Source organism: Vibrio sp. D404a (assembly GCF_030248535.1).
GTDB lineage: Bacteria > Pseudomonadota > Gammaproteobacteria > Enterobacterales > Vibrionaceae > Vibrio.
In genome coordinates, this window is the sequence record NZ_JAHGAJ010000010.1 from 80,330 (window position 1) to 99,086 (window position 18,757).

Genomic DNA, 18,757 nt, shown 5'->3' on the forward strand with positions numbered 1-18,757 from the left:
CAACAAATAAAACGCCGACTCGATTGAGTCGGCGTTTCTCTTTTGGCTTTTGGCTTTTAGCTTTTAGCTTTTAGCTTTTAGCTTTTAGCCATGAGTAATCACGTTCTGCTGAACCAGAGCATCTAAGATGTCCACAGGTGTGGTGCTAGCTAGAGTTAATTGCGGAGCAAGATCCTCTACCACGATCACTTGTTGTGTCGTGCCCATACCATCTGGGTTTATCGTTAGCTCTATATTGTTAACGTCTACAACTTTTGCATCTATGTGCTGCAGCAACACTGCCATATCTAGCGTAGTGTTTTGTAGCTCAGGCAATACTTCTCTCAGGTCTATGCTATCCCCTTCCGATAAATCAAAGTCGGTAATCGTATCCTCAACGCCATCTTGAATATTGAGCCAGACAAACGCATCCATACCATCGCCACCGGTCAGGATATCGAAACCATCACCACCGATTAAGGTATCATTGCCATCACCGCCAATCAGCTCGTCGTTACCACTGCCTCCTTCGATAAGATCATCACCACTGCCTGCTTCAAGAACCGCATTACCGCCATCTCCCATTAACTGCACATCATCCGATGTCGTACTGAGGTCGATATCGGTAGCATCCGCCACAATAGTCAGATTGAGATCTATCTCGGAAGACGTTGCCCCTGGAGATATCACCATATTCATGTCGTCCAACTCCGATGAAACCGCCTCCAGCTTGATCGTGTGTGGTGTTGCATCTTCAGGAAGGTCAACAATTTTCAGGCTATCAATCGCATCAGCGGATGCTACCCAGACACCACCATTGAGTGCGACGGTACCCGCACTACTAATGACAGAGGCACCCGCCGGTACATCTTTGATATTCAGAGTCAGGATCTCATTAACATCAGCCAACGCCGCTACAATACCAACCAGTGGAATACCATTCATACTCGCTGTTTGGCTTGCAGTAATGTTGCGAACATAGTTCATTGCAGGGTCGATAGACAAACTCGGTGCATTCGCGACCGGAGTTACCTGAATCGTGAACTCTTCTGGTGGGGTTTCGATGATAATGCCAGATGGGTTACCGCTGTCTTCCGCGACTACTTGCAACTTAATACTGTTCGAAGGAATGTATTGCGTATTCACAAACACCCCAACAGGATTGGTTGGTGTGTTGAGAATACCGTTGATGTCGGCAGGTGTCCCTTCCAGCATAATTGAGCTAGTACCCTGCCCACTCACTGTTATCGTCGTCGAGCCCGGTAGCGTCGCTGATAAAGTACCAAAGTCGACACTTAAGGTGACGGTCATGAAATCACCCGCATGAAGACCAACGTAATCAGGGTCTGCTACGGTAATACCACTAATCAGCTGGTCGACATCTTCGTCGATCGTTGACGTGACATTGTCACTATTAATAACTGGCGAATCATTAACACCTGTCACTGTTAAGCTCAAATCGCCAGTGTCTGTTAGAAAATCATCGACGCCATTGGTTTGTCCATCATCTTGAATGGTGTAGGTGAAGCTGATATTGCCACTGGCCGCATCGTATTCATCGTTGGCATCAAATACCCAATATGGACCAGTAATCGACGGGTCGTCTGCGCCACCACTGTTTTCGAAGTACTGTAACTGACCCTGACCGGATGTAAGGCTGACATCGGTTACTGTCAGGTTATCTCCTTCAGGATCGGTCGATGCTGCAATCAAATCTTCAGCTTTAATCACGATTTGATCATCCTCAGCAATCGTTCCTAAGTTGATATCAGGGGCAACAGGCATGTCATTAACGCTAGTCACCACCAAACTTAGCTCTGCGGTATCCGTTTTCGGATCCGCTACACCATTGGTTGTCCCATCATCTTCGACGGTGTAATCAAACTTAACATCACCATTGAAGTCATCCGCGCCAGTGAATATCCAATAAGGCCCAGTAATCATTGCGTCATCGGCTCCTGCGACATTTTCAAAACGTTGCAGTGTTCCGCTACCTTGAGTAATCACTAAATCAGTGATCTGCAGGTTGTGATTCTCCAAGTCCGAAGATGCAGCTAGAAGGTCGGCTTCGATGATCGTTACTTGGCCTTCTTCTGATATTGAGCCTAAATCGACATCCCTCGCAACAGGGTCGTCATTAACCTCGGTAACCTTAATTTCAAATGTGGATACATTAGTAAGCGGCCCCGGTGAACCGTTGTTTCCACCATCATCAACAGTGGCAGTGACCGTAGCAACACCATCCGTTAAATAGTTCTGGTCTGCACCTAATTCAAATCTAACGCTACCATTGTCCAGAGCATTATTGATGTCCGCCAAAGTACCGGTAAGCGTCAATTCAGTTCCAGTACCGGAAACAGGATCTACGGTTACCCCTGTAGAAGCGGTATAACTCAAGGTACCTTTGTCGACCTCTAAATCTAGTATATATATCGCATTTGGATCATCATAGACGGCATCTGGGTCTTCAATTTTGAAGCCAGACACATCACTCAGGGCAATAGAGGTATCTTCTGGTGTCTCTAAGTTTTCAATATTAACGAAGGTTGGTTGGTCATTGATTGGATCAATCACTAAGTCCACATTAAAGGTCGTTTCTGGCCCCAAATACTCGGTGTTATCGGCATCTGTGTCGACCGCCCGAATTGAAATAGACAAAGGAGCATCAATACCAAGTGCGTTACCTGTATCGGAGTTATGTTCTCCTGAGTTAAACACGATCTTATCAAGTGTTATCGCATCGACATCTAGTGTCCATGTATCTGAAACTGCATCGTATGTACCTAACGTTGTTCCATCTGGATACAAAATTGAAGCATCGGAAGGTACATTGCTAACCACCACACGGATAGTCTCTGGGTCATTCTCGGTAGTAAGCGCAGGCGCAGAATCTTCTTTATCAAGAATGCTCGCATTGATTGCGATATCGATATTCTCACCTTCATTGCCAGAAACAGAATCCGTTGGGTCGGTATCAATATCGTCCCCTACCGGCAATACATGCACTTGGAATTTAGGTAACGTGCCCGCGTTGGTTGGAACACCTAGTAGTGATTCTTGTGTAAAGACCTCCACTCCAAATTCGAATGTACCACTGAAATCTTTCGGCGGTAGCACGGATATGTCGTCCAAATTGAATGATGTTGAGGCATCTGAAGGCAATTGAACACTCCACACTCCTCCACCATTGTTCTTAACGGTAAAGTCAGAGCTGTCATCTACTCTAAATTGGAAACCATCAGGAACATCGGTGAACTTGATAGAGACAAACTCTTCTGAGCCGTCTAAATCCGTCAAGGCTATCGATACTGGATCGCTCATTCCAGACAATGAAATCTCCTGATCTTCTTGACCTTGGATCTCAATGATATTCGGGTTGGTTCCCGGCCCTGTGATCTGAATACCATCGACAACAGGCACGACTTCAAAGCTCACCGGCGTCGAGAAAAACTCGCTAGTTGCATCTTCCGTGGTGCTAGAGCCATCTTCATTGAACGTCGCCGTATCAAGAATATTGCCACTCACGGTAACACTAACGGTACTAATATCGAGATCATTAGCATCATCATAAGTCGGGAAGTTTTCTTTCGGTCTAAACAACACACCTGACAAGGCACCATTTTCAATCTCACTTTCGGTGAAAGAGATGGATGTGCCCAACGGCGTTCCTGTATCACTGTAAAATTCGCCATTGGTTGTGTCCGTTAAGGTTAAAGTGATATCAGTGAAACGCTCATCACCGCCTTCAACACCATTGACTTGGTCTGCAACAGAACCTGAGAAATCGAGCACAATATAGGTGTCTTCATAACCGACAGCTTCAGCGCCCGGTTGACCATCGATATCGACTGGGTTCAACGAATCATCCAGAGAACCCGTGATATTCACAGAAATACTTGGCGCTACATCGGTTACCGCAGACACTTTGATGATGGCGCTGGTATTAAGAACCTTTTCATCACCCGATATCAGATCTTTGGTGATCACCGTAAATGGCAGCTCAAAGTCACCCGAATAATCAGCAGGTAAATTTAAGAGTAAGTCAGAGAAATCTGGCGCTGTGCCATCTACCAAAGTTGTTTGATAGACATACTTACCGTTCACAAAATCGATTTCACCACTGCCCTCTATGCTAATCGGGAACACTTCCGGATTAGGATCTGGATTCAAGTTCGGATCACTGATCGTAACCGTATCATCAAAAATGATCGTGATTTCATCGTCAAAGGTATCGCCATTAATGAAACTAATGATATTTTCAAGCTCGTCACCAAGCATTACTTGTGTATCTTCTTGTGCGGCTATCGTCTGATCTGGTGTCACGACGATATCAGCAGCAATTTCTCCTCCTCCTGTAATATCTTCAGGGAAGGTTAACGTCACATCACCTTGTCTTTGAACAATTGCAGAATTTTGGTCATCAGTTTCATCCCCCAAATCTTCTACTTGAGTAAACACCGTCATTTTGATGCTGCTGGTATTGTTTTCATCACCATCAGTGTATGGTGCAGTCAGATCTAAGCCCTCTGGTGCACTAATCGTAAACGCATCTTCGTCTGTCACCACCCAGCGACCATCACCTTCGTAGACAGCCCCAGTCACGAGCAATTGACTCAACACCTCTTCTGGCAATATGCCGTTGGTCGTAGTAGTCAACTGAATCACAACTTCGTTAACGACTTCATTGATAGGAAATACAGGAGAAACATCATCTTCTTTGTAGCGGATGACGTACTCACCATCCAAGATTTCAACACCACCGCCATCTACGGCTTGGTTGTCGCTATTAGTTGTGAATTTGATTACCCCAGCGTTATCAGAAGTAATTGATGTTAATTCACCAGTCCCGTTTTCATTGGAGAAAACAATATAGTTCTCGTCAACATTATCTCCGTCTGGATCTTCAGGTTCCACCACAGGCACAACTTGTACGGTGATGGTGCCTGTAATTGCTGGGTTAGCGACCACACGGCCGCCCTCACCAACAATCGCATCATCGGTGTACTCGAAATCTCTCTCCTCCATCTCCACGACAGTTGTCAGCGTAAAGTCCACACTCGAGTTTTGTGGTGGTGTCATCTGGATAAAGTCATTCGCCAAAGCAATCTGAGTAAATTGTTCTGGTGTCTGTGAAGCGTCTTTAGGCGTAATGATTAGCGTGCCCGGTGTGCTGGAATCGACTGCCACATCACCATTCACTACCGCGACAACACCCGTTGGAATACCATTAATGGTAATGGATGTGAAATGTTCATCGTCATCAATGTAGTCAGCACCTTGTGGATGCCAATCGATATTGATCGCTGTATCTTCATTACCTGTGGTTGTATTACTATAGGTCGCAGAAGTGTCAATTCTAGGTTCAACCAACACTCGAACTTCTTGGTCAAACGTTAAGGTATGACCGTCGTTCTCTGTAACGACGATACGGCCTTGGATGTGAATATTCTCGGTCGATGAGTCAACAGGGCGGATTCTGATGCCTGACGTTACGCCCGCTTCAGTAATGTTTGCTTCATAGATGGGTTTATCAAGATCAGGGTTACCATTGATATCATCTTCATAGCCAACGAAGTTCAAATCAATCACGGTACCGTCACCGTCTTCGATGACAACACCATCTGGTATACCAGATAGAATAACGGTTATCGATTCCGAACCATCACCAGCAAGCGGGGCATCAGTAGGATCATCTGGTCTTCTTTCACCAGACAACACCGTGAAGTCAAGAACTGCGAAGCTGTCTCCGTTCTGACTCTCTTGAATGGTTGTTTGTACTCCACTCACGCCACCATCGGTAAACTCTTCCCAATCGGTGCCGTTAGTTCCACCAAATGGCACATCAGCAACACCAATGACTTCAACATTGACCGTTTTAGGACCAAAGGTAACTTCATCAACCACTGTACCTGTTGACAGATCTGCCTCATCTTTGACAACGCCTAACACATCAAAGCTAAAGTCTTCGTTGCTGTGTTCTTTAGGTCTCACTTCAACTTGGTCAAGTTGAGAGTAAAGAATCTCTCTATATTCGACACCTTCAATGGTCACGGATGGGATAACGTTGTCTGTATCTAACTCATAAAGCTCGGCGCCTTCGGTGATATTATTAATCCGCACGTATAGCGTTTCCGACGCATCCATATCTTCAGATGGCGTCATCGTAATCACTTCATCAAGCGTGAACGCGATTGTGTTGTTAGGATCACCAACAATATCTGGGTCGAGAATATTGTCTTCATTGATGGTTTTACGATTCACGCTTAACGTGCCCAAGTCGGCGTCTGGAAGTACATCTATGGTTAAGATCCTGACCTCAGAACTAGCCGTCGTTTTATCGTTCGCTCCTGCGTTATCGCTGTCCGTAAAGGGGTTACGTGTCTCTTCGGTTAACGCTACCGCTTCAAAGCGAATAGTGCCTGAGAAGTTATCAATCGGGTCGACGACTGTGCTATTGATGTCTGCCTCATCAATAATATATGGACCTCCAACAGGCCCTATTGGATTACCTGAGCTATCCAATAGGGTGAAATTCCCAGCGCCCTCAATGACCGTCAGCTGATAAGTAATAGTCTCTGAACGTGACGTATCCTGAGTATCAGCCTCGAGGTTAAGAGTGATGGTATTTCCATCCTCCGTCACCGGTATATCTTGGTTCATGTTGTCGGTATCAGGGAGGTAAGTGAATGTGCTATTTACATCATCCCATATAGCCTCGTCCGCTACGGCTTCGATTTCAATTCTGAAGTTAGAGCTTACGGTATGATCAGGTACACCGTTGTTGTCGATCTCTAACTCATAATTAATTCTGACGCCATTTTCACCGGTACTAAAGTTTCTATCAGGGACGAAGTAGAGATTTTCGATGGTCGCAATCGTATCGCTTGGATTGTCTGGATCATATACCGCAGGCACGAGAGTTCGCGTTATATCGGCACCATCTAGAATGAAATTACCGTCGACGTCTTCCGCCAATTTCACATACTCTGCCCCATCGTAGTAATAGAAGGTGCCTCTATGGTTGGTGTTGTCGAAAATCTTCAGTTGACCAATGTCTTCATTGTTATCTCGGTCATAAAAGTTAACCTGCAATTCGACCTTAGCTGGCGTGTCAGGCAAACCATCTTGGTTATCAAAGGTATTTTCAACACCTCCCGTTGGTTCACTACCGGTAGCGTAAACAATTGAAGGATCACGACCTATATCCTCAGTAGTGGTCACTTTCAATGAAATAGCTGTTGAATCGCGATCGACAATAGTGATATCTAACGGGGTTTCAGAGGTATCTAAATCTCCATCAGTCGCGATCACATTGATGGAGAAGTTAATCTCATCGCCATCGTGCTCCAGATAGCTATTTGCTCTAAACTCAACTTCACCGTTCGAATTGATTCTTAATGTCCCTAGTTGTCGTTCTTCCGTTCCCCCCATTCCATCTTCAGTTTGTTCATATACACGAATAGTTCTGCGTCCACTTACTATATTCAATGCATCACTGAAATCGGTATTGTTACCTCGTTGGAAGACGATATTGGAACCATTGTCAGATATACCCTCTATACGGCTAAGGACAGCCCCATCAGCGCCAGTATCCGTTGCAGTGGCAAACATGTTCACTTTTGAGCCGTTATAACCCTGTCCCTCAAGACGAGTAATAGATTGAGTCGTAACTAGTGGAACATCATCTGTAACGGATAGGTTGAGAGCGATCGCGTTAGACTGATCGCCATCGAAATCTTCAGCCACTACAGAGAAGTTCAATGGAATGCTGTTTTGTGCTATCAGATCTGGATTCGGATGAGCGAGTGGTTTAAACAGTTCAAATTGATAACTGTTGTCGCTGGTATCGAACACAATCTCAAACACAGCTTCGTTGCTTGTCTCTGTTTGTGCGGTATAGGTAAAGGTTGTGCCACTCTCAACGACCGGAAGCCACTCTAAGTTCTCTCCTTCAGAGGTTAGCCCAGTTAAGACGGCATCAGGGTTTACCAATTCATAGAGGACTACGCCATCAGCACCTTCATCTATGGTAAACAAGCCATTTATGATGGTATCTTCGGTTTGGTCAGAACCAATTCCCGCCAAATCGTCTTCGTCGACAATAGTTTCTCCTGTTGGGTCGGTCATTGTTGGACCATCATCCAGTACTTCTATTGGCAATCGGTATTGATTCGAATCATCACCATCTCCATCGACCGCTACCACGTCGAAAGGTATGGTCAGCGTATCGAGGTTTGTAGGTGTGGTGGCGTGGTTTAGTGGCCCCAACAAGGTAAAGGTATAATCACCATCATTGGTCAATGCTAGAGTAAAGATTGGGACACCCGATGTCTCTGTAGCACCTTGGTAAGTCGTGGTATTAGCCGCACCAGTGACTTCAGTGATCTCAATACCTTCATTTCCAGACGAAAGCATCGCTTCTAAAGTCGTTATGTTACGAAGTTCGTAAGCATCAACTTGGTCGGCACCTTCAGTTGTAACAAATGAGCCTGTCGCTTGTGTTGGGTTACCTATATCTTCTTCATCAACAATAAAGGTACTGCCAACCCCTGTATCTGTAATTTCAGGCACGTCATCGGTTATCGTCACGCTGAGCGGCTTCATCGCTGAATCGGTTTCGTCAGTATCAACAGCGTAAACTGGCAGAGTGAATACTTGGTCATTATTACCCTGCACGTCGGCATGATCGATCTCTTGCAGCAGTGTAAAGGTGTATTGTCCTAACACTGAGGACGAGAAACTAATTTTAAAGATTTCGACTTCAGGTCCATTAACAGGATCTTCTGTAGTAAACCCTATATAGCCACCAGAAACCGAAGGATCCTCTTTCAATTGAATAGAGAGCCCATTGGATTTAAGCGCTCCGTTATCATTGAATTCGGTGGTCTCAATGCGGAAGTAGCTGACGTCATCACTCCCTGCTGTAAACGTCATCTGTTCAGTCTGGCTAACAGGTAAGCTTGGTGAAGATCCATCGGCTAAGTTAACTTCACTCAAGCCCACAGGTGGAATGATATCAATCGTTGGAGGAGCGCCATCACTAATTATTAACCTGACAGTTGCATCTTCTGGGTCGAGATCTCGGTCTAGAGAGTTCACCACAATATTCTTAATGATATCGCCATCTTCATGATCTAAGTTTCTGTTTGGCTCGAAGCGAATGTCACCATTCAACTTGATATACAGCGTCCCTTCTGGGTAAACAAAAACTTGCTCATTAGTATCGTTTTGATCCAGTAACTCCTCTGATCCGCCATCGTAAGTAAACCCAGTGACTGTTGAACCATCTGCACTTGGCCCCGTTATGGTTTCAAACACATTACTCGTCACCGTGCCCGAAGTAGGTTCTTCTACTAATAGGTCTCCAGATTGCATGACCTGAACATCATCACTAATGATGACTTCAAGCGGTTTAGGATCAGAGAGATCACCGTCTGTATCTTGAGCGCGAACCGATAAGTCAAAGCTAATCTCATTGTTTCCGTCGCCATCGGGGTGGTCTAGATGTTCAAGCAGTGTAAAGGTATATTTAGTTGGAATTAGGTTATCAAACGTTAGGGTGAAAATAGGGACTTCAACACCCGGTGACACCGTAGTAAACGCCAAGTAGTCTCCCGAATTTACTGGGTCCTCTCGTAGATCGACGACCAATCCATTTGATTTGATCGTCCCACCAACATTAAACAGCGAGGTATTGACGATAATCTTCGCGATGTCGTCACTACTAGCAATTGTTGTGATGGTATTTGTCTCGCTAATCAAATTCGAGTCTGGAGCAGAGCCATCGGATAGGTTACTTTCCGATAAGTTGACGCCAGGAACCACGTTCAGTTCTGGGTCTTCACCATCTATGATGGTCAATCGGACACTCGACATAAAGACATCGTTATCAAAGTCTGAAGAGGTGAAAACAACGTTCTTAACGATATTCCCACCCGAGTGATCTAGGTTTCTGTTTGGCTCAAATCGAACATCACCATCTAACGTGACGAACAAAGAACCTTCCGTGAAGGTAAACTCCTGTTCACCAACAATATTCTGATTAAGCGAGATTGCGAGCCCACCATCGTAGGTAAACTCAGTAATGGTCGCACCATCGGCACTTGGCAATGGCATGACATCAACAGTCGCCGTTGTAGGTGTGCCTGAAGTTGGCTCAGTAATCGCTAAGATTCCATCCTGCATTTGCTGAATGTCATCTTCAATCGTTACCACAATATCGCGTCGTGCTGACTCTGAATCATCCGTATCAACAGCATAGATAGGCAAACGGAAATTAAGGTCGTTGTAATTGAGGCCATTTAGGTGGTCGACCGCCTCTAACAAGGTGATCGTAAATTGACCTTTGTTAACACTATCGAAGCTTATCGTGAAGATATCTGTTTCATTGTTTGGACCATCGCTAGTAAAGCCAATATAAGTGCCAGAGTCCGCTGGTTCCTCCTTCAGCGAGACAACGAGACCGTTCGATTTCAGCAAGCCACCAAAGTTGAATTCATTGGTATCGATACGGAAATGGCTGAAATTATCACTTCCTTCGGTATAAGTAATGGTATGCGTTGAACTCACTGGCCCTGAACTTGGCATCGATCCATCGGTTAGGTTCACTTCTGACAAGTAAACGTCTGGCACTATGTTGATTACAGGGTCAACACCATCCGTAATAGTGAGCGTCACCGTCGCTGTTTCGACATCTTTATCAAAGTCACTTGTAGTGACCGTAATGGTGCGAACGATATCACCGCCTGAATGGTCGAGATTTCGGCCTGGCTCAAAACGTACAGAACCATCTAACTTAACGAACAGTTTCCCATCTGCAACGGCAAACTCTTGCTCAGTGAAGTTTGTTTGGTCTAAGACGAACGGTCCGTCAGTTCCATACATAAACTGAGTGACCGTTGCGCCATCAGCACTGTCTTTTGGCATTACATCCACAATACCTGTTGAAGGAGGCCCGCCAGCACCAGATGTCGTAACAGGTTCAACAATGCTCAAAGTTTGGTTTTGAGTCTGTTGCAAGTCATCGGTAATCGTGACGTTCAGAGAAGACGATGCGGAATCTGTGTTATCGGCATCAACCGCTATCACGGGAATATCGAAGTCTAAAGTGTTGGCAAAGCTTGCATCAGCATGATCCAAAGCCTCTAACAAAGTAAGTGTATATTGGCCAAGGTTACTGTCTGAAAACTCCAACGTGAAAACATTGGTTTCCACATTTGACGCGTCAGTAACAAAGCCTACATAGTTGCCTGAATCCGTTGGCTGCTCTTTGATTTCAACGGCAAGGCCATTCGACTTCAAGGTTCCCATAGTGTTGAAGTTGGTGGTATCAACTCTAAAGTGCGTGACGTCATCACTACCCTCAGTGAAGGTAATAACTTTAGTGTCACTCACTGCCGTTCCTGTTGATGAAGACCCATCGTCTAAATTCGCTTCGTTGAGCGCAATATCAGGCACAGTATCGATAACCGGCGCATCGCCATCTATGATAGCCAGTGAGACCGAAGTACTGACAATATCTCCGTCGCCATCCACAGAATTAACAAAAATAGTTTTGGTGATATTGCCACTTGAATGGTCTAGATCGGATACGGGTTCAAATCGCATACTGCCATCAATAGAGACAAACAGTGTGCCCTCGTCATAAGTAAACGACTGTTCCCCCGCTACATTTTGATTCAGTGTTTGTAGCGGCTCTCCGTCATAGCTGAAACTAGTCAGCGTTCCACCATCTGCACTGCTGTCGGGCATTAGGTTAATGGTATTAGATGTTTCAACGCCTGTTGATGGCTCTTTGGCGGTCATAGAACCAGCAACTAATGATTGGATATCATCAGTGACAGTGACAGCTAACGGCGACATTAGAGAGTCATCGCCATCGGTATCAACCGCGTAAACCGGCAAGTTGAATGTCAGATCGTTATTACCTTGAATTGGTCTGTGATCGATAGCTTCCAATAAGGTAAAGGTGTATTCACCCAATGTAGTGCTACTGAAATCTACGGTGAATACTGTCGTCTCTACATTCAAGATGCTAGTGGTGAAACCAATGTAACTACCCGACCCTACTGGCTCTTCACGGATCTCAATGATCAAACCATCTGACTTGAGTGAATTGTCTGTATTGAACTCATTTGGCTCTAATCGGAACTTCTCAACATTGTCACTTTGATTGGTGAATGAGATGGTTTCTGTTTGACTTACTGCCCCAACAATTGGTGACGAGCCATCGTCTAATTCTGCTTCCGCAAGCGTAATACTTGGCACCGATTCAATGGTTGGGATATCGCCATCTGTAATCGTTAGCGTTACTGTCGCAGTTTTTACATCGACATCGCCATCACTTGAAGTAAACACCAGTGATTTAATGATATCGCCATCTTCGTGGTCTAGGTTTCGATTTGGCTCAAAACGCACGTTACCTTCGATGCTCACAAATACAGAACCTTCGGTAAAGGTAAACTCTTGCTCACCGGTGATCGTGGGATCTAGGGTTTGCGCTGCACCACCATCGTACGTGAACTGGGTAATCACTGCCCCATCAGCGCTCTGTTTTGGCATCACATCAATAGTGTTGGTGGTAACAGTACCAGCGGCTAAATCTGCGACGGTTGGCTCAGTGATATCTAACGTGCCGGTCGCCATGACTTGCACGTCATCACCAATGGTCACTGACAACGGTGACATCAATGAGTCATTACCATCAGAGTCCACTGCGTAGACAGGCAAATCGAAGGTTAGCTCGTTGTTATCTAATCCATCAGCATGGTCTAACGCTTCAAGCAGTGCAAAGGTGTATTCGCCCAATGTGGTTGTAGAGAAGCTCAAGGTAAATACCGGAACTTCCGTACCACCATCATCAATAAAGCCGACGTAAATACCCGAATCTGCCGGATCTTCTTTTAGCTCTACCGCAATGTTATTAGAGGTTAGTGCTCCACCAACATTGAACTCCGTCGGTTCAAGTCTGAACTTCTCAACATCATCACTTTGGTTAGTAAACGAAATAGTCTCTGTCTGGCTGACCGCGCTGCCGCTTGGCGATGAACCATCAGCAAGCTGCGTTTCTGATAGCGACACGCTTGGTACGGTTTCGATGGTTGGAATGTCGCCATCGGTAATGGTTAGAGTTACTGTCGCGGTCTCGACGTCGACATCACCATCACTAGACGTCACCACTATCGATTTCACGATCGGACCATCTTCATGATCGAGGTTGCGGTTTGGCTCAAAGCGGACATCACCCTCTAGAGTAATAAACAGAGAACCTTCGGTGAAGATGAACTCTTGTTCGCCTGTATCCGTTTGGTCAAGCATCAACGGCGTGCCGCCATCGTAGGTGAACTCTGTAATCGTCGCACCATCCGCACTCTGCTTTGGCATCACATCAATCGTAGTTGTGGTCACCACCCCAGCAGCCAGTTCGGCAACCGTTGGCTCTTCAATGGTCAAGATGCCATTGCTCATCTCTTGCTCATCATCTTCAATAGTCACCTTAAGTTGCGACATTGCCGAATCGTTACCATCGCTATCAACTGCAAGCACTGGGACATCAAAGGTGACCATATTTTTGTCCAAACCATCTTCATGGTCGAGCGCTTCAAGCAATGTGAAGGTGTATTGGCCTAAGTTTGAATCGGAGAAACTGATGGTAAATACATTGGTCTCAACATCCGACGCATCTTTAATAAAGCCGATGTAATCGCCAGCACTGTTAGGATCTTCTTTGATCTGAACCGCCAAGTTATTCGATGTCAAAGCACCTAATGGATTGAATAGAGTCGGTTCGATACGGAAAGAGACCACATCATCGCTTTGGTCAGTAAATTGAATGACCTTAGTGTCGCTAACAGCAGCAACTGTTGGATCTGAACCATCAGTAAGGTTTGATTCAGAGAGTGAGATTGGCGGGATCACATCAATAGTCGGAACATCACCATCGGTAATGGTCAGTTTCACTGTCGAGGTAAGAACATCTTCATCCCCGTCACTCGATGTCACCACGATGCTTTTAACAATATCGCCACCTGAGTGGTCTAAATCTCGGTTCGACTCAAAGCGAACATCCCCTTGAGTAGTAATGAACAATGAGCCTTCGGTGAAGGTAAACTCTTGCTCAGTCGCTATACTTTGGTCGAGCGTGTAAGCCGTGCCATCATAGGTAAATTGAGTCACACTCGCGCCATCAGCACTTGGTGAGGTCAACACATCGAAGATTAATGTTGTCGGCGTACTTGCAGCCAAATCAGCGACCGTCGGCTCTTCGATGCTTAGAGAGCCGCTCGCCATCACTTGAATATCATCGGTGATGGTGACAGACAGCGGTGACATTAACGAGTCATCGCCATCCGTATCCACCGCATAAACCGGTAGTTCAAACGTCAGGTCGTTATTACCACGACCATCTTCATGGTCGATGCTTTCCAGCAATGTAAAGGTGTATTGTCCCAGAGGCGCAGCACTAAAGTTGAGAGTGAAAATCTGTGTTTCCACATTAGTTGCACTGTTCGTAAAGCCAATGTAGTTACCTGAGCCTGCCGGGTCTTCTTTAAGATCGATCGCTAGCCCATTAGATTTCAAAGAATCATCTGTATTGAACTCATTTGGCTCTAATCGGAACTTCTCAACATTGTCACTTTGGTTAGTAAACGAGATGGTTTCTGTTTGACTCACCGCACCAACGATTGGTGACGAGCCATCGTCTAAATCTGCTTCCGCAAGCGCAATACTTGGCACCGACTCAATGGTTGGGATATCGCCATCTGTAATCGTTAGCGTTACCGTTGCAGTCTCAACATCGACGTCGCCGTCACTTGAAGTGAACACGAGTGACTTAATGATATCGCCGTCTTCGTGGTCTAGGTTTCTGTTCGGTTCAAAACGCACATTACCTTCGATGGTCACGAACACCGAACCTTCGGTGAAGATAAACTCTTGCTCACCAATGATGGCCGTATCTAACGTTTGAGCTGTACCGCCATCGTACGTGAACTGGGTAATCACCGCCCCATCAGCGCTCTGTTTTGGCATCACATCAATGGTGTTGGTGGTCACCATACCAGCGGCTAAATCTGCGACGGTTGGCTCGGTGATATCGAGTGTGCCGTTTGCCATGATCTGTACGTCATCACCAATCGTTACTAACAACGGTGACATCAGTGAGTCATTACCATCTGAGTCCACCGCGTAAACAGGCAGGTCAAAGGTTAACTCGTTGTTATCTAATCCATCTGCATGGTCTAACGCTTCGAGCAGCGTAAAGGTATATTCCCCAAGGGTTGTACCTGAGAAGCTCAAGGTAAACACCGGAACTTCAGTGCCGCCATCATTGATAAAGCCAACATAATTACCGGAATCGACTGGATCTTCTTTTAGCTCAGCTGCAATGTTATTCGAAGTTAAGGTACCGCCAGTATTGAACTGGGTCGGTTCAAGTCGGAACTTCTCTACATCATCACTTTGGTTGGTAAATGAGATAGTCTCAGTTTGGCTGACCGCGCTACCGTTTGGCGTTGAACCATCGGCAAGTTGCGTTTCGGATAGCGACACGCTTGGTACGGTTTCGATGGTTGGAATATCGCCATCGGTAATGGTTAGAGTTACCGTCGCGGTCTCGACATCCACATCACCATCGCTAGACGTCACTACAATCGATTTCACGATTGGGCCATCTTCATGGTCGAGATTGCGGTTTGGCTCAAAGCGCACGTCACCTTCAAGGGTAATAAACAGTGAGCCCTCGGTGAAGATGAACTCTTGTTCGCCTGTATCCGTTTGGTCAAGCATCAACGGCGTGCCGCCATCGTAGGTGAACTCAGTAATCGTCGCTCCATCCGCGCTCTGCTCTGGCATTACATCAATCGTGGTTGTGGTCACCACCCCAGCAGCCAGATCGGCGACTGTTGGCTCTTCGATATTCAAGATGCCATTACTCATGCCTTGAACGTCATCTTCGATAGTCACCGTTAGCGGAGACATCAAAGAGTCATCACCATCGCTATCAACCGCAAGCACGGGAACATCAAAGATGACCGTATTTTTGTCCAAACCATCTGCATGATCGAGTGCTTCAAGTAGTGTGAAGGTGTATTGGCCTAGGTTTGAATCCGAGAAACTGATGGTAAAGACGTTAGTTTCAACATTCGACGTATCTTTAACGAAGCCGATGTAGTCGCCAGGATTGTTCGGATCTTCTTTGATCTGCACCGCTAAGTTATTTGATGTTAAAGCACCTAACGTATTGAACAAGGTCGGCTCAATACGGAACGAGACCACATCATCACTTTGGTTCGTGAATTGAATGACCTTGGTGTCGCTAACAGCAGCAACTGTTGGGTCAGAACCACCTGTAAGGTTTGATTCAGAGAGTGAGATTGGCGGGATCACGTCAATAGTCGGAACATCGCCATCGGTAATGGTCAGCGTGACCGTAGAGGTCAGTACATCACTATCACCATCACTAGAAGTCACTACGATATTCTTGACAATATCACCACCTGAGTGGTCTAAATCGCGGTTTGGCTCAAAGCGCACTTCACCTTGAATGGTGATGAACAACGAGCCTTCAGTGAAGGTAAACTCTTGTTCAGAACTGTCCGTTTGGTCGAGCGCGTAAACTGCACCATCGTAAGTGAACTGAGTAACATTGGCACCATCAGCGCTTGCGCTAGTGAGCACATCGTAGACAGAAGTCGTTGGTGTACCTGCTGCCAAGTCAGCGACCGTTGGCTCTTCGATACTAATCGTAACCCCAGCCATGACTTGAACATCATCAGTGATAGTCACAGACAGTGGTGACATGAGTGAGTCATCGCCGTCGCTATCAACTGCATAAACTGGCAAGCTGAATGTCAGATCATTGTTGCCTTGAATAGGTGCATGGTCGATTGCTTCAAGAAGCGAGAAAGTGTATTCGCCTAACGTTGTTGAGCTGAAATCCAATGTGAAGACAGTAGTTTCAACATTCGAGATATCAGTGGTGAAACCTATATAGTTACCTGATCCCGTTGGCTCTTCACGGAGTTCTATGATCAAGCCATCCGATTTCAATGAATTGTCTGTATTGAACTCCGTCGGCTCTAATCGGAACTTCTCAACATTGTCACTTTGGTTAGTGAATGAAATGGTTTCAGTTTGGCTTACCGCCCCCATGATTGGAGAAGAGCCATCCGCCAGTCCGGCTTCTGCTAGCGTGACGCTTGGTACAGATTCAATGGTTGGGATATCGCCATCGGTGATGGTCAGAGTCACTGTTGCTGTCTCAACATCGACGTCGCCGTCACTTGAAGTAAACACGAGTGATTTAACGATATCGCCACCTTTGTGGTCGAGGTCTCGGTTAGGCTCGAAGCGGACATTACCTTCAATGGTAACGTACAAGTCCCCTTCAGTGAACGTGAACTTCTGCTCACCTGTAATAGTTGGATCTAAAGTTTGCGCTGTACCACCATCGTACGTGAACTGGGTAATCACCGCCCCATCAGCGCTTTGTTTTGGCATCACATCAATAGTGTTGGTGGTAACAATACCAGCGGCTAAATCTGCGACGGTTGGCTCGGTAATATCTAACGTGCCGGTCGCCATGACTTGGACATCATCACCAATGGTCACTGACAACGGTGACATCAATGAGTCATTACCATCAGAGTCCACTGCGTAGACAGGCAAATCGAAGGTTAGCTCGTTATTGTCGAGACCATCAGCATGGTCTAACGCTTCAAGTAGTGTGAAGGTGTATTCGCCCAATGTAGTTGTGGAGAAGCTCAAGGTAAATATCGGAACTTCCGTGCCACCGTCATCAATAAAGCCTACGTAAATACCCGAATCGGCTGGGTCTTCTTTTATTTCGACCGCAATGTTATTCGACGTTAGTGCTCCACCGACATTGAACTCCGTCGGTTCAATTCGAAACTTCTCAACATCATCACTTTGGTTGGTGAATGAGATAGTCTCAGTTTGACTGACCGCGCTGCCACTTGGCGTTGAACCATCAGCAAGCTGCGTTTCTGATAGCGACACGCTTGGTACGGTTTCGATGGTTGGAATGTCACCATCGGTAATGGTTAGGGTTACTGTCGCGGTTTCGACATCCACGTCACCATCGCTAGACGTCACCACAATCGATTTCACGATTGGGCCATCTTCATGGTCTAGGTTGCGGTTTGGCTCAAATCGCACGTCACCTTCAAGAGTGATAAACAGTGAGCCCTCGGTGAAGATAAACTCTTGTTCACCCGTATCCGTTTGGTCAAGCGTCAATGGCGTGCTGCCATCATAAGTGAACTCTGTAATCGTCGCGCCATCCGCACTCTGCTCTGGCATTACATCAATCGTGGTTGTGGTCACCACCCCTGCAGCCAGATCGGCGACTGTCGGCTCTTCGATATTCAAGATGCCATTACTCATGCCTTGAACATCATCTTCGATGGTCACTGTGAGTGGCGACATCAAAGAGTCATCACCATCGCTGTCTACCGCATAAACAGGTAGATCAAAGCTTAAGGTGTTATTGTCGAGTCCATCTTCATGGTCAAGCGCTTCAAGTAACGTAAAGGTGTAACGACCTAACACGACGTCATCAAAGTTGATGGTGAAGACTTCAACTTCTTGATTCAGCGCGTTAGTTGTAAAGCCTGTGTATTGACCAGAGTCAGCTGGGAACTCGCGAAGTTCTACTTCCAAACCATTCGAAGTCAGCGTGCCTGAAGGATTAAATTCGTCGGTCGCGATTCTAAAGCGTTCAACATCATCACTTTCGGTAGTTAAAGAGATAGTCTCT

Annotated in this window: 1 protein-coding gene; it reads right to left on the reverse strand. The window is 46.0% G+C overall.

Annotation, left to right across the window (positions count from 1 at the left end; genetic code table 11):
- Positions 1–84: 84 nt before the first annotated feature.
- Positions 85–18,757: cadherin-like domain-containing protein (locus KI655_RS07110; RefSeq protein ID WP_285403083.1), on the reverse strand; the 18,673-nt coding region annotated here is incomplete at its 5' end.